At 71.0% G+C, this 18,239-nt stretch carries 17 protein-coding genes; 6 read left to right on the forward strand and 11 right to left on the reverse strand.

What is annotated here, in order from left to right; genetic code table 11:
* Positions 1 to 39 precede the first annotated feature (39 nt).
* Positions 40 to 555: a hypothetical protein gene (locus SK571_RS16625; RefSeq protein WP_319984988.1), complete on the forward strand. Its 516-nt coding sequence runs from the start codon at positions 40 to 42 to the stop codon at positions 553 to 555.
* Positions 556 to 946: 391 nt separating this feature from the next.
* Here the strand turns inward: SK571_RS16625 and SK571_RS16630 are convergent, their stop codons facing one another.
* Complete coding sequence (locus SK571_RS16630; RefSeq protein WP_319984989.1) at positions 947 to 1,975, reverse strand: AraC family transcriptional regulator; 1,029 nt, start codon at positions 1,973 to 1,975, stop codon at positions 947 to 949.
* A gap of 71 nt (positions 1,976 to 2,046) precedes the next feature.
* Here SK571_RS16630 and SK571_RS16635 point away from each other — a divergent pair, with 71 nt between their 5' ends.
* Genes SK571_RS16635 through SK571_RS16650 form a run of 4 tightly spaced genes read left to right on the forward strand, consistent with a single transcriptional unit; the run spans position 2,047 to position 6,664 of the window.
* The gene (locus SK571_RS16635) at positions 2,047 to 3,489 is read left to right on the forward strand and encodes a flavin-containing monooxygenase (protein ID WP_319984990.1); all 1,443 of its coding nucleotides are present in this window, start codon (positions 2,047 to 2,049) and stop codon (positions 3,487 to 3,489) included.
* A 3-nt stretch (positions 3,490 to 3,492) separates the two neighbouring features.
* On the forward strand, positions 3,493 to 5,142 hold the full coding sequence (locus SK571_RS16640) for a GMC family oxidoreductase (RefSeq protein WP_319984991.1): 1,650 nt from the start codon (positions 3,493 to 3,495) through the stop codon (positions 5,140 to 5,142).
* Entirely contained in the window at positions 5,132 to 5,749 is a 618-nt protein-coding gene (locus SK571_RS16645) for an acetoacetate decarboxylase family protein (RefSeq protein WP_319984992.1), read from the forward strand. The genes SK571_RS16640 and SK571_RS16645 overlap by 11 nt, the downstream gene beginning before the upstream one ends.
* Before the next feature lie 21 nt (positions 5,750 to 5,770).
* Positions 5,771 to 6,664: an alpha/beta hydrolase family protein gene (locus tag SK571_RS16650; protein WP_319984993.1), complete on the forward strand. Its 894-nt coding sequence runs from the start codon at positions 5,771 to 5,773 to the stop codon at positions 6,662 to 6,664.
* Between the two features lie 3 nt (positions 6,665 to 6,667).
* Here the strand turns inward: SK571_RS16650 and SK571_RS16655 are convergent, their stop codons facing one another.
* Entirely contained in the window at positions 6,668 to 7,513 is an 846-nt protein-coding gene (locus tag SK571_RS16655) for a LysR family transcriptional regulator (protein WP_319984994.1), read from the reverse strand.
* 79 nt (positions 7,514 to 7,592) lie between these two features.
* Between SK571_RS16655 and SK571_RS16660 the strand changes: the two genes are divergently transcribed.
* Positions 7,593 to 8,318 (forward strand): SDR family oxidoreductase, encoded by a 726-nt coding sequence (locus tag SK571_RS16660; RefSeq protein WP_319984995.1) that lies wholly within the window; start codon positions 7,593 to 7,595, stop codon positions 8,316 to 8,318.
* Between the two features lie 2 nt (positions 8,319 to 8,320).
* Here SK571_RS16660 and SK571_RS16665 read toward each other — a convergent pair whose 3' ends face one another.
* The 9 genes from SK571_RS16665 to gntD (SK571_RS16705) form a co-directional block, all read right to left on the reverse strand.
* Positions 8,321 to 8,728 carry a YkvA family protein gene (locus SK571_RS16665; protein WP_319984996.1) on the reverse strand — a complete coding sequence of 136 codons (408 nt, stop codon included), beginning with the start codon at positions 8,726 to 8,728 and terminating at the stop codon, positions 8,321 to 8,323.
* Complete coding sequence (locus SK571_RS16670; RefSeq protein ID WP_319984997.1) at positions 8,725 to 9,387, reverse strand: potassium channel family protein; 663 nt, start codon at positions 9,385 to 9,387, stop codon at positions 8,725 to 8,727. The genes SK571_RS16665 and SK571_RS16670 overlap by 4 nt, the downstream gene beginning before the upstream one ends.
* Positions 9,377 to 10,702 (reverse strand): TrkH family potassium uptake protein, encoded by a 1,326-nt coding sequence (locus tag SK571_RS16675; protein WP_319984998.1) that lies wholly within the window; start codon positions 10,700 to 10,702, stop codon positions 9,377 to 9,379. The genes SK571_RS16670 and SK571_RS16675 overlap by 11 nt, the downstream gene beginning before the upstream one ends.
* A gap of 486 nt (positions 10,703 to 11,188) precedes the next feature.
* Complete coding sequence (locus tag SK571_RS16680; RefSeq protein ID WP_030475860.1) at positions 11,189 to 11,419, reverse strand: MbtH family protein; 231 nt, start codon at positions 11,417 to 11,419, stop codon at positions 11,189 to 11,191.
* Between the two features lie 13 nt (positions 11,420 to 11,432).
* On the reverse strand, positions 11,433 to 12,461 hold the full coding sequence (gntD, locus tag SK571_RS16685) for a guanitoxin biosynthesis L-enduracididine beta-hydroxylase GntD (protein ID WP_319984999.1): 1,029 nt from the start codon (positions 12,459 to 12,461) through the stop codon (positions 11,433 to 11,435).
* Complete coding sequence (gene vioD / locus SK571_RS16690; protein WP_319985000.1) at positions 12,448 to 13,566, reverse strand: capreomycidine synthase; 1,119 nt, start codon at positions 13,564 to 13,566, stop codon at positions 12,448 to 12,450. Before vioD ends, gntD (SK571_RS16685) begins: the two co-directional genes overlap by 14 nt.
* 14 nt (positions 13,567 to 13,580) lie before the next feature.
* A complete protein-coding gene (locus SK571_RS16695) occupies positions 13,581 to 15,365 on the reverse strand; it encodes an ABC transporter ATP-binding protein (RefSeq protein WP_319985001.1) in 1,785 nt (594 codons plus the stop codon).
* A complete protein-coding gene (locus SK571_RS16700) occupies positions 15,358 to 17,208 on the reverse strand; it encodes an ABC transporter ATP-binding protein (RefSeq protein WP_319985002.1) in 1,851 nt (616 codons plus the stop codon). Before SK571_RS16700 ends, SK571_RS16695 begins: the two co-directional genes overlap by 8 nt.
* 14 nt (positions 17,209 to 17,222) lie before the next feature.
* A complete protein-coding gene (gene gntD, locus SK571_RS16705) occupies positions 17,223 to 18,233 on the reverse strand; it encodes a guanitoxin biosynthesis L-enduracididine beta-hydroxylase GntD (protein ID WP_319985003.1) in 1,011 nt (336 codons plus the stop codon).
* Positions 18,234 to 18,239 lie beyond the last annotated feature (6 nt).

Raw genomic sequence — 18,239 nt, forward strand, 5'->3', positions numbered from 1 at the left:
ACTAAATTGTTCAGTCAACTGAAGTATCGAGGGGGAACCGTGAGCGAGTTCAAGCTGACGCTGGAGGTGCCGAGGTGGACCTGGTGGTGCTACACGCGTCACCTGGGTCTGGTGGTGGGACTGTCCTCGGTCGCCTCCATCCAGCGACTGGTCACCGTGAACTGGACGGAGGACATCGACCCCGTGGTCGCGACGGCCTCCGAGGTCCTCGTGCTCGCCGCCCGCATCGCCCTGGTGGTGCTCGTGTGGAGGATCGCCGTGGCCGGGCGGACGTTGAGCTGGAGTGCTGGCCGCGAGTTCGCGCGCCGGCATTGGCGAAGCCTTGTGTGGCAGGTCGTCTTCCTCGGGGTGGCGTTCGCGGTGTTCGAGGTGTTCGCCGAACACGTCGTGTCCGCGCTGCTGCCACCGTCGGCCAGGCAGACCTACCTGGCCGTGCTGTTGTTCCTCAAGAACCCGACGATCATCGCGCTGACGTTCCTCTGGTGGATCGGTATCGTCCGGCAGACGTTCACCGAGGCGACGGTGCGCCCTGTTGGGAGTGGATTGCCCAGCTGACGGCCAAGGCTCTCGTGCCATGTTGGTCGGCCGGGATGGCGAACGGACCCAAGTCGAGCAACCTGCTGAAGGACGCGTCCTCCGGTGTCAGCGCGGCACTGGTCGTCCGGGGCGACGCGGGGATCGGCAAGTCCGCGCTGCTCGACCTCGCCATGGGCAACGTGCAGGTGGGATACGCCATCGAGTCGTTGCGCCGCCAGTGGGCCGTGGACCTGGCGCCGCACGGCGTCCGCACCGTGACGCTGCTGACCGGCGACGTCATCGACAGCTTCCCGGACATCCCCGAGTTGGAGGGCCCCAGGCAGAGCATCATCAACGTGTCGCCGCAGCATCACCTCGACGCAGGTGAACATCTCCTTCGGCGCCTGCTACGGCTGATCCGCGGACCGGGTCACCGCCGAAGCCGGCCGTACCTGCCGGGGGTCACGCCGAACCAGCGGCGGAACGCGTGGGTGAAGCTCGCGGCCTCGGCGAAACCGAGCCGTTCGGCGACGGCCTCGACCGACAGGTCCCCGTCGGTCAGGAGCCGCACGGCTCGTTTCGCGCGGACCTCGTCCAGCAGTGCCTGATAGCTCGTGCCGGACGTGGCCAGGCGGCGGCGCAACGTGCGCGGACTGATGCCCAGCGTCCGTGCCACCGAAGACATGCTCTCCTCGAACCTCACCGAGGACTCGAGCAGGCGGCGCACCTCCTGGGTGACTCCCGGACTCTCCCTGCGGCGCGCGGCGAGGGTCCGGCACTGCTCCTCGCACAACGCCGTCGTCTCCGGACTGGCCAGCCGGAGGGCCTCGGCCAGCACCGAAACGTCCACAACGGACTGATCGGCGCCGGCTCCGAAGCGTGGCCGGACACCGAAGACCTCTTCGTGCCCGCGGACGTCCGGAGGTTCCGCGTGGGCGAAGTCGACGCCCAGGACCGGCACGGCACCGGTCAGCAGTTCCCCCACGACGGTGTGGATCGCGGCGAGGTCGCGTTCGACGAGGAACGACGCCACCCCGTCCGGCAGCGCACCGCTGTCGAGGGCCAGCACGAGCCGGTCGCCGTCGATCACGGCGGTGGGGGCGGTGAACGCGAAGCTGAGGTCGAGGTAGCGCAGGGCCGTGGTGATCGCGTCCTGGAGGGTGGCCGCGCTGAGGAACGCGTAGCCCAGCACGCCGAACGTGGTGGCGTGGTACCGGCGTCCGACGGCGACACCCGCGTGCGGCAGCAGGCCGGCGAGGTTGCGCACGACCGCGAGCTCCTGGCGGGCCTCGATCTCGGCGACCGGGTCGGCGAGCAGCGCGGCGTCGATCTCGCTGCCGTCGAGCAGGCTGTCCGCCGGCAGCCCGTGCTCGGCGCCGAAGCGCAGCAGGAGTGCGACGCTCGCGACGCCGCGGGGGAAGTCCCAGTGCCGGACGACCGGCTCGGCCAACGACCTCATGGCCGCGATTGTCAACTGCGCGGCCGGTGTTGTCCTGGTGCGAACGGGTGGTTGTTCCTAGCGTCGATCACGTGAGAGCACAACCCGAGGTGGTCGTCATCGGTGCCGGGTTCGGCGGGCTGGGTGTCGCGTTGTCGTTGCACAGAGCCGGGTTCGACCGGTTCACGGTGCTGGAGCGGGCGAGCGACGCGGGCGGCGTCTGGCGGGACAACACCTATCCCGGCGCGGCCTGCGACGTGCCGTCCTCGCTCTACTCGTACTCCTTCGCCCCCAGCACCTCGTGGCCACGCCGGTACTCGGCCCAGCCGGACATCCTGCGCTACCTGCGCACCACGGCGGCCGTGGTGCGCGACCGCATCAGGTTCGGCGCCGAGGTGGTGGCGGCGTCGTTCGACGAGACGCGCAACCGGTGGCGGATCGACCTGGCGGACGGCGGCACCGTCGAGGCCGACGTGCTGGTCTGCGCGGTGGGACAGCTCAGCACGCCGTCGATCCCGGCTCTGCCCGGCCTCGGCCGCTTCACCGGAGAGGTGTTCCACAGCGCCGCGTGGCGCCACGACGTCGATCTGCGCGGCCGGCGGGTGGCCGTGGTGGGTACGGGTGCGAGCGCGGCCCAGTTCGTGCCGGAGATCGCGCCGCTCACGGGACACCTGACGGTGTTCCAGCGCTCGGCCCCGCACGTGCTGCCGAAGCCCGACGCCCGGCTGACCGGCCGGTCGCACCCGTCGAGGTTGCGTGCCGCGCGAGGCGGGGTGTGGCTCGCGGGCGAGGCGTTGACCGGGCTGCTCAACGCCGGGCGGCTGTCCCGCGCACTCGTCGCGGCCGTCGCCGCCGCGCACCGGCGGGTCCAGGTCCGCGACCCCGCGCTGAGGGCGGCTCTGCGGCCCGCCACGCAGCCGGGCTGCAAGCGGGTGCTGTTCAGCAACGACTGGTACCCGGCCCTGAGCCGGCCGGACGTCGGCGTGGTGACCGAGCCGATCACCGAGGTCACCGAGCACGGCCTGCGCACGGGCGACGGCCGCGACCACCCCGCGGACGTGCTGATCTGGGGCACCGGGTTCACGGTCGCCGGCTTCGGACTCCCCCTGCGGATCACCGGGCGCAGCGGTCAGGACCTCGCCGAGGCATGGGCCGGTCGTCCCCGCGCCCACCTCGGCCTGACCGTCCCCGGCTTCCCGAACCTGTTCCTGGTCTACGGCCCGAACACCAACCTCGGGGGCAACTCGGTGATCACCATGATCGAGGCGCAGTGCCGGTACGTGGTGTCCGCCGTGCGCCACCTCGCGGAGACCGCAACGGTGCTGGAGGTGCGGCGCGACGTGGCCGAGGCCTTTGACCGCGAGATGACCGCCAGGCTGGCCAGGGGCGTGTGGAGCACGTGCTCGTCGTGGTACCGCACCGCCGACGGGTCGATCACGACCAACTGGCCGGGTGGGACGTGGGAGTACCTGCGCCGCACCGCACGGCTGCGGGCAGCGGACTTCGAACCCGTTCCCAGCGCCGTGGAGGTGTGAGCCGTGGACTACGACGTGCTGGTCATCGGGTCGGGGTTCGGCGGTGCGGTGACCGCGTTGCGGCTGACGGAGAAGGGCTACCGGGTCGGCGTCCTGGAGGCGGGGCGGCGCTTCGCCGACCACGAGCTGCCCGAGACGTCCTGGCAGGTGCGCGACTACCTGTTCGCTCCGTCCCTCGGCTGCACCGGCATCCAGCGGATCACCGCGCTGCGCGACGTCGCCGTGCTCAGCGGAGCAGGTGTCGGCGGCGGATCCCTTGTGTACGCCAACACCCTGTACCGGCCCCCGGCGTCCTTCTTCCGCGACTCCCGCTGGGGACACATCACCGACTGGGAGGACGAGCTCGCCCCGCACTACGACCAGGCGGCCCGGATGCTCGGGGTGGCCGACAACCCGTGCCGCACCGCCGGTGACCGGTTCCTGCGGGACGTGGCGATCGAGCTCGGTGTCGAGCCCACGTTCCGCACCTCCCAGGTCGGCGTCCACTTCGGACCCGGCGGCACGGATCCCTACTTCGGCGGCGCCGGACCGAGGCGGGACACATGTGTCGGCTGCGGCTCCTGCATGACCGGTTGCCGCCACAACGCGAAGAACACGCTGCCGAAGAACTACCTCCACCTCGCCGAACGAGCTGGCGCGCAGGTGTGGCCGTTGACCACCGTCGTGGACGTGCGGCCGCATCTGAGCGGGTACAAGGTGGTGGCACGACGCACCGGAGGACGGGCGACGCGGGTGTTCACCAGCTCTCAGGTCGTGTTCGCCGCGGCGTCGCTGGGCACGCAGCGGCTGCTCCACCGCATCCGCGACCGCGGTGGCCTGCCCGGTCTCTCGCCACGGCTCGGGTTCCTGTGCCGCACCAACTCCGAGGCCGTGGTGGCCGTGCGGACGCCCGGCGGCCGGGTGGACCACTCCCGCGGTCTCGCCATCACGTCGTCCATCCACCCGAACGCCGACACGCACGTCGAGGTGGTCCGGTACGGCAAAGGCAGCAACCTCATGGGGCTGCTGATGACGACGCTGGTCGACGGCGGTCCCGCGCGGCTGCGGCGCGGCCTCGCCCAACTCCTCCGCGAGCGCGGCTCGGTGCTGCGGATGCACACGCCGCGCGCGTGGTCCGAGGAGACGATCGCCTTGCTGGTCATGCAAAGTCTCGACAACTCGCTCACCACCGTGTCCAGGCGTGGGCGGATGACCACCACGCAGGGCGAGGGTGCTCCGAACCCGTCCTGGATCCCCGCCGGGCACGACGTGGCGCGGCGGCTCGCGGCCAAGGCGGGCGGGGTGGCCAGAGGAGCGTGGACGGACCTGGTGGACATCCCGCTGACCGGGCACCTCATCGGCGGCTGCGTGATCGGGGACTCCCCCGCGACGGGCGTGGTCGACCCGTACCAGCGGGTGTACGGCTGTCCCGGCCTGCACGTCGTCGACGGGTCCGCGATCCCGGCGAACCTCGGCGTGAACCCGGCGCTGACCATCACCGCGCTCGCGGAGCGGGCGATGTCGTTGTGGCCCAACAAGGGGGAGCCTGATCCGCGTCCGGAACCAGGCGCCGCACACTTGCGGGTGAACGCCGTGGCACCGCGCAGTCCGGCGGTCCCGGACGGCGCGCCCGCCGCGTTGCGTCGCGACGTGGAGGTGCACGATGCCGAGTGAGTGGCCCGCCGAGCCGTGGGATCTGCACGGACGGGGTTGGCTCACCCTGTGGACGGCACCACGTTCGGCCGTGCCCCTGCCACCGCCGGACGTGGTGCCGTTGAGCCTGTTCGGCCGAGTGCTGGTGGTGTCGGCGTTCGTCGACTACCAGCCGCCCGGTGTACTGGCCTACCACGAGGTGATGGCCGCGGTCCTGGTACGCCGGAAGGCCCGGCTCGGTCTGTCCATTCTGGACATCATGGTGGACGACAGCGCGTCCCAGCAGGGTGCGCGAGCACTGTGGGGAATCCCGAAACTGCTGGCGGGCTTCACCTTCTCCACCGAGCCGCACCTCGACGCGACGGCTCACGACGAAGGTGACGTCATCGCTTCCGCCACCGAGACCCGCAGGTCGTCGCGAGCACTTCCCGTCCGGTTGACCACTTCGGTCTGGCAGACCCTGCACGGCAGGACACATCGCACGGAACTACGCACGTCCGCTCGTGTCAGCCTCACCCGCCTGCGCTGGCGCATCACGCCGGACGGCGAACTCGGCTGGCTCGGCGCGGCGCGGCCACGCCTGCACCTGGCCGTCTCCACCCTGCACATGCGATTCGGATCTCCCTGACTTTCTCATGAGGAGAAGCTCATGCGCGTTCTCGCGATCACGCTCGCCCTGGTGGCCTCGACCCTGGCCACTCCGGCGTCAGCCGCGCCACCGGACTACGGCCTGCCAGGCACGTACCCGGTGGCGTACAGCGATGTCACGGCCGTGGCGGGCGGCAGGTCCGTCCCGGCGCGGGTGCACTACCCGGCGGCGACCTCGGGCGTGAACCAGCCCGTCGCCACCGGCAGGTTCCCCGCGATCGCCTTCGGGCACGGCTTCTTCCAGGCCACGTCGAAGTACACCAGCACGAGCACGCACCTCGCCTCGTGGGGCTTCGTCGTGGTGGTGCCCACGACCCAGGGCGGCCTGAGCCCCAGTCACAGCGCCTTCGCCGACGACCTCAACACCGGCCTCACCTGGCTCGTCGCTCAGGACGGCACGGCGGGTTCCCGTTTCCGGGAGCACATCACCACCACGGCACTGGGTGTCTCGGGGCATTCCATGGGCGGAGGCGCCGCCGTCCTCGCCGCCGCGCGCAACCCGAAGATCACGGCGATCTCGACCTACGCGGCGGCGGAGACGAACCCCTCCGCGAAGGCGGCGGCCGCGACGTTGCGGGTGCCGGCGCAGTTCCTCGCCGGATCGCAGGACACCATCACCCCGGTCGGTGAGCACCAGCGGCCGATGTTCGCGGCCAAGCCGCCGTCGAAGCAGCTCCGCACCATCACCGGCGGCTTTCACTGCGGCTTCATGGACTCCTCGGGACTGTTCTGCGACAACGGTTCCATCACCAGGGCAGCTCAGCTCGTCGCGGCGAAACGGGTGCTCACGTCGTGGTTCCGCCACTACCTCGCCGGTGACGCGGCGGCCCGTGACTTCGTCTGGGGCACGCCCGCCCGCACCGACTCGGCGGTGACGTTCGAGGGAACCGAGTGACCGTCACGGCCAGAGCGTTGCCGCCGTGCGGACGAACGACGCCAGGGCCTGCGACCGGTTGCCCGGCTGCCACGCGAGCACCGTGGTGACGTCAGGAGCGTCGAGGACGGGCACGGCGACGTGCTCCGGCCACTGCCAGGCGCGGCTGGAAGCGGGAATGACGAGCAACGTCCTGCCGAGCGCCACGAGCTGAGCGAGTTTCGACTGCGTGCGCACCTCCGGGCCCGGTCCGTCCGGATAGGACCCGTCGAGCCGCGGCCACCGGGCGATCGGCAGGCCCGGCACGTCGCGGACCTCGGCGAACGTGAGCTGATCACGTGCCGCGAGGGGGTGCGCCGCAGGAAGGATCGCGACCTGGCCCTCCGTCAGGAGGTCTTCGGTGTCGAATCCGGCGAGGTCGTCGAACGGCCGGTGCATGATCGCGACGTCGGCACTCCCGTCGCGCAGCAGCCCCGCCTGCTCGCCGACCTCGCACAACAACACCTCGACCGGCGTCTCGGCCTCGACCGCGCCGAGCAGCCGTTGCAGCAGTTCGTGGGACGCCCCCGCCTTGGTCACGAGCACCAGTGGCCGGCGGGGGTCTCCCGCGCGGCGCGTCCGGCGCGCGGCGGCCGCGACCGCGTCGAGCGCCGGGCGTGCCTCGTGCAGCAGCACCCGGCCCGCGTCGGTGAGCGCCACGCCCCGGCGGTCGCGGTCGAGGAGCTGGACGCCGAGCCGGTGCTCCAGCTGCCGGATCGCGCGGGACAGCGGTGGCTGGGCGATCCCGAGCCGTTCGGCGGCGCGGCCGAAGTGCAGCTCCTCCGCGACGGCGACGAAGTAGCGGAGTTCGCGGGTCTCGAGATCGTGCACGCACTTCAGCGTACTGATACCCGTGGAGTATCACAGCGTACTGAATCGATCTTGGACAGCGCGGGCCACTCCACCGAGCATGGATCACGTGAGCAACAACAGGACCGCGCTGATCACCGGCGCGAACAAGGGAATCGGTTTCGCCATCGCCCAGGGCCTGGGGGCGATCGGATTCACGGTGGCGGTGGGGGCGCGTGACGACGTCCGGCGCGCGGATGCCGTCGAACGCCTGCGGGCCAACGGCATCGACGCGTTCGGGGTCGCGCTCGACGTCACCTCCGACGACAGCGCCGCAGCCGCGGCGAAGACCATCGAGCAGACGACAGGCAGGCTCGACGTGCTCGTCAACAACGCGGGCATCGGCGGGCGCACCGACGGCGGCGTTCAAATCCCGTCCACATTGGATCTCGACGTCGTGCGCACGGTGTTGGACACCAACGTGTTCGGCGTCGTGCGCGTGACGAACGCGATGTTGCCGCTGCTGCGCGAAGCGGAGTCACCGCGCATCGTCAACATGTCCAGCAACATGGGTTCGCTCGCGCTGCAGACCGGGCCGCCGCTCGCCGCCTACGCGCCGTCGAAGTCGATGCTCAACAGCATCACCGCTCAGTACGCCCGCGAACTAGCGGACACGAACGTCATCGTGAACGCCGCCTGCCCCGGTTACGTCGCCACCGACTTCACCGGCTTCGCCGCGCCGCGCACGGCCGAACAGGGCGCCGCGATCGCCATCCGGCTCGCCACCCTGCCGGACGACGGGCCGCGCGGCGGTTTCTTCGACGACGAGGGCGTCATTCCCTGGTGACGTCACAACCCGGCGAGGCGGACGACCGCGGCGAACCCGTCATCGGTGCCGGGCCAGTGCGCGCGAACGGCGTCGATGCCCGCGCGGCGGACCACGCCGCGCAGCACGGCCGTGACGATGATCGCGTCGTCGGCGTACCCGAGCACCGGGATGAAGTCGGGGACCAGGTCGATCGGCATGGCGAGGTAGACCATCAGCAACCACAGCCGGACCCGGACTCCCCGCGGCAGCGACCTGTCCGCGGCGAGCCTGCGCACGAGGCGCAGCACGTCGGGCAGCAGGCGCAACGCCTCGCGCAGCAGGCCTCCGCGCGGGCGGACGACCACCAGCGCGACGATCAGCGCCACCCAGGTCAGCAGCAGGGCGGCCGCCACGCCGATCAGCAGGTCCCACCAGAACGAGCCGGTCACGTCCGGTCCGCGAGGCGCCCCACGTCACTGACCTTCCCTGCGAGGATGAGCACGTCACCGCTCTCGATCACGGTCTCCGCGGTGGCGTAGGTGAAGCCCTGCCCCGGACGCTTCACGCCCACCACGGTCACCCCGTACTTGGCCCGCAGCTTGCTCGTGCCGAGCGGCTTGCCGATCGCCTCCTCGGGCGGCCGGGCCTTGATCATCGCGTAGTCGTCCTCGATCTCGATGTAGTCGAGCACGCGGCCGGCCGCGACGTGCGCGACGCGTTCGCCCATCTCGTGTTCGGGCAGTACGACGTGGTGGGCGCCGATGCGTTCGAGGATGCGGCCGTGTTCCCGGCTGATCGCCTTGGCGAAGATGTCCGGGATGCCGAAGTCGACCAGCACGGCCGTGGTCAGGATGCTGGCTTCGAGGTTGTTGCCGATGCCGACGACCGCGCGCTGGAACTCGTCGACTCCCAGCTGGCGCATGACCTCGGCGTCGGTGGTGTCGGCGACGACGGCGTGGGTGACGTCGTCGGCGTAGCGCTGGACCAGCTTCGGGTCCGAGTCGATCGCCATGACCTCGGTGCCCAGGGCGACCAGTTCGAGCGCGACCGACCTGCCGAAGCGGCCCAGTCCGAGCACGACGACGCGGGACGGGTGCTTATCCGACAATGGGTCGCTCCTCGGGTAGTTCGTAGCGCCGGCGGCGTTCCCGCAGCGCCAGGGACGAGACCAGGGTGATCGACCCGACCCTGCCCATGAACATGAGCACGATGATGACGATCTGCCCGGAGAGGGGCAGCTCGGGAGTGATGCCGGTGGACATGCCGACGCCGCCGAACGCCGACGTGGTCTCGACCAGCACGGCGTCGAGGCGGAACGAGGTGGTGGCGAGCATGACCATCGTCGCGACCATCACCACGCCGACGCCCAGCAGCGCGACCGTGACCGCCTGGCGCTGCACCTCCGAGCTCAGCCGGCGGCCCATGACGTGCACGCTGGGTTCGGCGCGAACCTCCGCGAGCAACACGAACGCGAGCAGCGCGAACGTCGTGACCTTGATGCCGCCCGTGGTCCCCGCGCTGCCGCCGCCGATGAACATCAGCACGTCGTTGACGAGCAGCGTGGCGGGCTGCAGCTGGGCCACCTCGACGGTGTTGAACCCGGCCGAGCCGGGCATGACGCCGTGGAACAGTCCGATCAGGAGCTTGTCGCCGACGCCGTAGGGACCGAGCGTGCCCGCGCGGGCCCATTCGACGACGAGCACGACCACGGTGCCGAACGTCATCAGGCCCAGGTACACGGGCACGGTGATCTTGGTGTGCAGCGACCACCGCTTGCGGCCGCGGCGCAGGAACTCGAACAGCACCGGGAAGCCCAGCCCGCCCGTCACCGCGAGCGCCACGATCGGCAGGCACACCCACGGATCGGTCGCGTACCGCACGAGGTTGTCCGGGTAGAGCGAGAGGCCGACGCTGTTGAACGCCGAGATGGAGTGGAAGACCCCGGAGTACAGGGCCCGCCCGAACGGCTCGCCGTAGCCGAGCCAGAACCGCAGCGCCAGCACGACCGCGCCGATCGCCTCCACGACCAGGCTGATCGTGACCACCCCGGCCACGACCCTGCGGACCTGGCCGAGGTTCAGCGTGTTGGTCTCGGTCTTCACGGTGAGCTGCATCTGCAGGTTCAGCCGGTGCGAGATCAGCAGCGCCAGCACCGACGCGAGCGTCATGATGCCGAAACCGCCGACCTGCCACAGCACCAGCAGCAGCACCTCGCCGAACACCGACCAGTGCGAGCCGGTGTCGACCACGGCGAGCCCGGTGCCGCTGATGCCGGAGGCCGCGGTGAACAGCGCGTCCATGAACCCCGTGGCCTGGCCCGACTCCGCCGAGACCGGCAGCATCAACAGCGCCGTGGCGGCCGCGGTGGCCGCCAGGAAGGCGAGTACGACGAGGCGGGCGGGGTGCCGCCACCCGGTGATCACCGCGACAGCCTAGATCGTCCAACCCGGACACGTGGGGACACTCCCGGGCATGGCGGGCGCGGCCTCACCGGGACCCGGCGGGACACGGCCGGGGGCACGCTGGACACAACTACGGCGGGCACGCCCGCACACCCAAAGCACAGGCGCGCCGGGCACGACAGGCACAGCCTCACCTGGGTTCCGGCGGACACGGCCACACCCAGGCGCCGGGCAGAGCGACACCGGACGCAGTCACGGCGGACATACCGGGGCGGCCTCACCGGACGCGCCCCAGCCATAGGCACCCCAGAGGCGCCGAGCGCAGCCCCACCGGGGATCCGGCGGGGCATCCCAAGCGCCGGGCAGGGCCCACACCGGACACAGCTACGGCCGGCACGCCGGAGGAAGCCTCATCAGGCAGGCCGGACATGCCCGCACATCCAGGCACGCCAGGCGGACGTGCCAGGCGCAGCCTCACCGTGGACCCGGCGGGGCTGCGCCGTCCCGTCACCTCCCGGCGGCCTGCCGGTCCAGCTGGTCCCGGACGCTGCGCGGCCGCATGTCCGTCCAGTTCTGGTTCACGTAGTCGAGGCAGGCCTGGCGGGTGTCCTCGCCGTGGGCGACGGTCCAGCCGTCGGGAACGGCGGCCAGCGTGGCCGGCCAGAGGGCGTGCTGGCCCTCGTCGTTGACGACCACGAAGAAGCGGCCGTCCTCGTCATCAAATGGGCTCGTGCGCATCGGAGATTCCTGACTAGTAGATGGTGCGGTCGTCGGCACTGCGGCGGTGCGCCCGCGACTTGCGGAGGTCGCGGGCGATGTTCAGGCGGGTCAGCCAGCGGTCGGTGCCGTCGAAACGGGCGGTGAACGGCTCGCGGCCGTGCGTGCCGCGGTAGTTGTCCAGGAACAGGACCTCACCGGGCTTCAGGGCGTAGCCCGCGATGTTCGCGTCGATCGCCTTGACGATCGTGTCCAGCGCGGCGGCTGCCTCGGGGTCGGAGGCCGGGACCTCCATGAAGTACGGGTCGAGGCGCAGGTACGGGTTCTCCTGCGGGCCGAACAACACCGCGATGGGCTCCGGGTTCGCGTCCAGGCCGGTGATCCACTCGTAGCTGCGGTCGCGCAGGCGGCGCAGCTGCTCGTCGCCGTCGTTCTGGCGGTTGGCGGCGAGGTGCGAGCGGTCCGGGCGGATCGGGAAGCGCTCCTGGCGCAGCACCTCGACCACGTCGGCAGGCAGGTCGATGCCTTCCAGCGAGCCGTACGTGGTGTTGACGCCGTCGGGGTTGCGCAGGCACATGAGGCCCACGTAGTCCGTGCGCATCGGGTGGAACGCGTCCTCGATGTGCCACGTGAGCAGTTCCTCGCTGCCCGAACCGAGCTGCTCGTACTGGTGTTCCTTGATGGGGAACACGTCGTGCAGCAGCCGGCCGTCCTGCTGGGTGGACCAGGCGATCGGGTCGCCCAGCAACGACGCGCAGAGGTAGAAGAACAGGTCCTCCGCCAGCGTCGGCCTGCCCTCGCCGCCGCAGTCCTTCCAGTGCGCCGGCGTGAGACCGATGCGGTCGTCGTCGATCGGGTAGCCGCCGACCACGCACAGCGGGTGGGGCTCGGTGAGGCGGAACTCCAGCAGGCCGGCACGCAGGGCGCGCGGCAGTTCGTGGGCGATGATCGTGGCCTCGCGCACGAATGCGGGGTCCTCGACCGTGCGGTACCGCTCGGCCAGCGAGGCCACGAGCGCGCCCGCCTCGGCGATGTCGGATTCGGACAGGTCAATTCTGAACACGGGCCTTCTCCCCTGCGAGTGCGAGCGTGTCGAGGCCTCGGGTGAACGAGGCGGTGGGGCCGCCGTAGCCCAGCCGGACGCGGGTCGGGTCCCCGAAGCACGACCCCGGGACGAGGAGCGTGCGGTGTTCCCTCGCCAGGTCGTGGCAGAAGCCGGTGGTGTCGGTGTGGCCGAGCAGTTGCGGGAACGTGCTGGCGCTGCCCATCGGTTCCGGCAGGTCGATCAGGTCCGGGTGGTCGGCGGCCCACTGGCGCAGCAGCCCCAGGTTGCGGCGGGCCTGCTCCATGCGCGGGCCCACCAGGAGGTCGGCGTGCCGGGCGACGCGGGTGGCGAGCAGCTCGACCAGCGGCGAGAGGTGCAACGTCATGCGGTCGCGCAGGTCGAGGGTGCCCCGCAGGACGTCCTCCGGCCCGATCGCCCAGCCGACGCGCAGACCCGGCAGGCCGTAACCCTTCGACAGGGTGCCGATGGAGATCGCCTTGTCGTAGTCGTGCACGGGGTCGGTCAGCGGCTCGCCCTCGATGACCATCTCGCGGAAGGCCTGGTCCCACACCAGGTACGCGCCCGCCTCCGCGCAGATGGCGACGAACTCGTCGCGCTGGGCCGGGGTGAGCGACGCGCCGGTCGGGTTGTGCGGGAAGTTCACGACGACGGCCTTGGCGCCGTCGACGACCGCACGCAGGTCGTCCAGGTCCGGGCGGAAGCCGTTCTCCGGGCGCAGTGGCCACACGCGCAGGTCGCAGCCCATGGACCGGGCGATCGACGTGTGCGTGTGATAGGTCGGCTCGGTGACGACGATGGCGTCGCTCGGTTCGAGCAACGTGCTGAGCACGAGGTAGATCGCCTCGCTGCCGCCGTGCGTGACCATGACCTTGTCGGGGTCACCGGTGCCCCACCGCGCGGCGATGGCGGTGCGCACTTCCTCGCCGCCGAACGACGTGCTGTCGCGGAACACGACGGCGTCGAGCTCGTCGTTCCCGATGCCGAGCAACGCGCGCAGCTCCGCGAGCGAGTAGTCCTCGACCCCGCTGCTGCCGATGTCGTCGTCCACCGCGAAGTAGTACAGGCGCATCCAGTCCTCGAGGGGCGCTGGTTCGAACTTCATCAGGGCGACTCCTTTCAGCGGTAGGCCGAGGACTGCAGGTCGTACAGCTCGGCGTAGAGGTCGGGGTGGGCCATGAGGTGCTCGTGGCTGCCCACCTCGCGGACGCGGCCGCCGTCGAGGACCACGATCAGGTCGGCCATGCGCACCGTCGAGAAGCGGTGTGACACAAGAAGAGTCACCGTTCCTCGTTGCTTTCCTTCCCTGGCGGCCTGGGCGAAGCGCTCGAACAGCGCGTGCTCGGTCTGCGGGTCGAGCGCGGCGGTGGGCTCGTCGAAGACGGCGAGCAACGGGTCGGTGCGCAGCAGGCCGCGGGCAAGTGCCAGCTTCTGCCACTGCCCTCCGGACAGCTCGACGCCGCCCTCCCACGACCGGCCGAGCTGGGTGTCGAGGCCGCGCGGCAGACCGTCCACAACGGACCTCGCCCCGGCCCGTCCGAGGGCCCCGTGCAGCGCGGCGTCGTCGTCGATCCGGCCGATGTCGGCCACGCCCACGGTTTCGCGGGCCGCGAACTGCAGCTCGGCGAAGTCCTGGAAGGCACCGGTGAGCCGGGTCCGCCAGTCGGCACTGGGAATGCGGCGCAGGTCGACGCCGTCGACCTGGATCTCGCCGCCGTCCGGTTCGTAGAAGTCGCACAGCAGCTTCACCAGCGTCGACTTGCCGGCGCCGTTCTCCCCCACCAGCGCGACCACGGAGCCGGCCGGCAGGTGCAGGGACACGCCGTCGAGGACGGTGTGGTCGCTGGCCGGGTAGCGGTAGGTGACGTCGACGAGGTCGATGCCGTGGCTGAGCGACGCCGGCGGCGCGGCCGGCTCCTCCGTGCGCTTGACCTCGGTCGCGGCGAACCGCTCGAGCCAGACGTAGCGGCGGGCTTGCTTGAGGCACCACAGGAAGTCGCCGCTGTAGCCGACGGAGGAGGCGACGACCGCGGCCATCTCGATGGTGAGCGCGACGACCATGACGACGTCGCCGGGGGTGGCCCTGCCCTGGATCGCGAGCCAGACCACCAGTGCGATGGCGCCGAAGAACCCCGCCGCGTTGATCACCGCGTCGATGCTCTTGAGCACGGCACCGCGCCAGGCGGCGCCGTTGCGGGTGTCGAGCACCTCGTCGGAGACCTCGTGGTGCCGGCGGACCAGCTCGCGGGTAAGTCCGAAGACGCGCAGCTCCTTGCCCGCACCGGCGGTCGTGCCGATGTCGAACAGGTGGCGGCGCAGCCGCTCGGGTTCGCCGGTGTCCTCCTGGGCGTCGACCGCGAGGTCGTTGGCCCGGCTGGTGATCCACAACGAGATGAACGCCAGCAGCGCCAGGGAGATGAGCGCGGGGTGGACTTGAGCGAGCAGCAGCGCCGTCGTGCCGAAGCCGACGAACGCGCTGATCAGTCCGGCCGTCGCGTTGGTCATCTCGGCGAGGCTCTCGCGCTCCTCGCGCAGGAGCTGGATCTGGTCGAGGTACTTCGGGTTCTCGTGCGGGGCAAGGCTTCCGATCCCGCCGAGCAGGCGCATCAGCGTCCGGTCGGACAGCGCCTGGGTGCGTTCGAGGACCGCGAACACGCAGTGGGCGTTGTAGTACTGGGCCACGATGAGCAGCCCGGTGGCGGCGGCGATGCCGAACCCGGCGGTGAGCGCCCGGTCCAGATCCCGCTCACTGGCTGCGTCGACGAGAACGCCGGCGCTGTAGGCGATCAGGGGCCCGGTGAGCGCGAGCGCGATCTCGGTCAGGATCTGGAAGACCGCGTGCCAGCGTGCCGCGCGGAACCCGAAGCTGATGGTGGTGACGAAAGCCCGCCAGGTGTCACGCATCGGTGCTTCCTCCCGTCGGCTGGAAGCGCTCCGCCTGCAGGCGGAACAGGTGGGCGTAGCGGCCGTCGCGATCGATCAGCTCGTCGTGGCCACCGGCCTCGATGACGCGTCCGTCGGACACGACCACGATCCGGTCGGCGCGCCGCACGGTGGAGAAGCGGTGTGAGATGATGATCGTGGTGAGCCCCTGGGTGAGGTCCAGGAACCGTTCGTACAGCTCGGCTTCCGCCCGCACGTCGAGCGCCGCAGCGGGCTCGTCGAGCACGAGGACCTTGGCGCCGGCCTCGACGGCGAACATCGCACGGGCCAGCGCGACGCGCTGCCACTGCCCGCCGGAGAGGTCGACGCCGTCGGAGTAGGTCTGCGACAGGACGGTGTCCCAGCCGTTCGGCAACGACTCGATCAGGTCGCCGATCCCGGCGCGGTCCGCGGCTCGGCGCAGCATGTCCTCGTCACCGGCGTGCTCGACGGCGCCGAGGCCGATGTTGTCGCGCACCGGCAGGTGGTACCGGGTGAAGTCCTGGAACAGCACCGCCACCCGCCTGCGCCACTCCTCGGGGTCGAGGCCGGCGAGGTCCGCGCCGTCGACGCTGATCTTGCCGCCGGTGGGTTCGTAGAAACCGGCGAGCAGCTTCACCAGCGAGGTCTTGCCCGCGCCGTTGTCACCGACGATCGCCAGCGACTGCCCGGCCGGGATCACCAGGTCCAGACCGTTCAGGACGTCACGTTCGCCGCTGGGATATCGGAACGCCACCCCGTCGTAGCGGATCTCCTGCGAGGGGACGTCCGCGCTGACCGGGAGCCCCGACTGCGGTGGCGCGCCGTCGGCGAGCCGCTTCTCCAGCGAGAGGAGCTTCGGCACGGTGACGGCGGCGTTCGACAGGTACAGGTGCTCGTCGCCGACCGCGTACTCGTTGGCGTTGGCCAGTGCCTCCACGAACACGGCGAGGGCGGCGAGCGTCAGGTCGCCCTGCACCGCCGCGTAGGCCAGCAGGCCGTAGGAGAGCACGTTGATGACCAGGATCGCGGACGCGGAGCCGAGCACCATGCCGGGCCGGGGGCGGCGCGCCCTGCGGATCGGGCCGATCCCGGCCTGCCACAACGTGTCGAACCGCGTGACGAGCCAGCCGAGGGCGCCCCAGAGGCGCACCTCCTTGGCCGGGCCCGGATCGAGCGCGAGGTCCCTCGCGTACTCGGCCTGGCGGAGCTGGGCGCTCTGCCCGAACCCCTCCTCGCCGACCCGCAGGTAGTCGCGCTGCATCCGGTAGACGATGATCGGCCAGATCACGAGCCACGCCAGGCCGAGCCACCAGTGGAACCAGGTGAGCACGGCCGCCGAGCCGATGGCCCGCAGCCACGACGTGAGCACCTCCGGCAGGGCCTCGACGGTCTGGCCCGGCCGGTGCGCGCTCATGCCGAGACCCCGCACGATGCGGACCTCGTCGAGCACGTCGGGGTCCTCGAGGTGCGCGATGCCCCTCGGCCTGGCGAGTGCGGTGAGCACGACCTCCTGCAGGTACCGGTCGAGGTCGCGGCCGAGCGTCGACACGGCGGCCCGCAGCAGCGGGGACGTCAGGCGCTCGAGGAGGATCGTGATCGCGACCGCGACCAGCAGGGTGCCCACCCGGCCCGCGGCGGACGAGTCCGCGCCGTCGCGCGCGGCGTCGGGGATGGCACCGATCAGCAGACCGGTGAGGACGGCGATCCCGATGGGCAGGACCGCGCCCACCACCACGCCGCCCGCCAGGAGCACCGTGCGCGGCCGGCTGACCCGTGGCAGGACCCGGAGAACGGCGAGGATGCCCTTGGCGGTGGGCGGGAGGCTGTGGAGCGGGTTCGGCATGACTTCCGTATCCGTCAGATCAGGCGTGCGGTCGCCGAGGCGCGCCGCTCGTGGGACTTGCGCAGGTCGGTGGTGATGCTGACCCGCTTGAGCCAGCGGTCCGTGCCGTCGTAACGGGCCTGGAACGCCTGCCGGCCGTGCGCGAGGCGGTGGTTGTTGATGATGAGGACGTCACCCGGCTCCAGGGCGACGTCCAGGCAGGACGCCTCCAGGAGGTCGCTGACCGCTTGCAGGGCCTCGCGCGCGGCGGGGTCCGTGGGCGTCTCCATGAAGTACGGGTCGATGCGGATGTACGGGTGCTCGCGCGATCCGTAGAGGACGGCGACGCGGTTGTCGTCGGCCTTCATCTCGGCGATCTCCGAGAACTCGGCGTCGACGCCCTTGGTCTCGTTGTGCTTGGCCAGGTGCGAGTCGTCCGGCCGGATCAGGAAGTTCGGCTCGTGCAGGAGCTCGAGGTGCTTCGCGTCGAGCGACCGCAGGTCGGGCTCGGAGACGATCGTCGCGACCTTGTCGGGGTTGCGCAGGCACTCCAGCAGCAGGTAGTCGGCGCGCCACGGGTGGAACGCGTCCTCGGTGTGCAGCGTGAGCGTGTCGGTGCTGCCGATCCCCATCTGCTCGGTCTCGAAACCCTTGATGGGGAAGATGTCGTGGACGAGCCGGGCGTCCTGCTGGGTCTTCCAGCCGAACGGCTCACCGAGCAGGGAGCCGTGCAGCAGCAGGAGGATCTCCTCGGCGAACTCCGGCGTCGGCGTCGGCCGGCCACGCCAGTGCTGCGGCGTCGGGCCGATGCGCGCGTCGTCGATGTGGTGACCGCGGACCACGGCGTAGCCCAGCTCGTCTTCCAGCGCGAAGTCGCGCAGGAATCGGCGCTGGCCCACGGGCAGTTCGGCGGCGAGCAGCGGCAGGTCGCGCAGCAGCTGCTCGTCCGCCGGGCCCGAGTACTCCTTGGCGATGCGCAGTGTCAGGTTCTCGGCCTCGGCGGCCTCGTCGGCCGACAGGGCGTAGATCCGCTTGGGTGTGGACAAAGGACT

Origin of the sequence: Lentzea kristufekii (assembly GCF_033949925.1) — a bacterium.
Lineage (GTDB): Bacteria > Actinomycetota > Actinomycetes > Mycobacteriales > Pseudonocardiaceae > Lentzea > Lentzea kristufekii.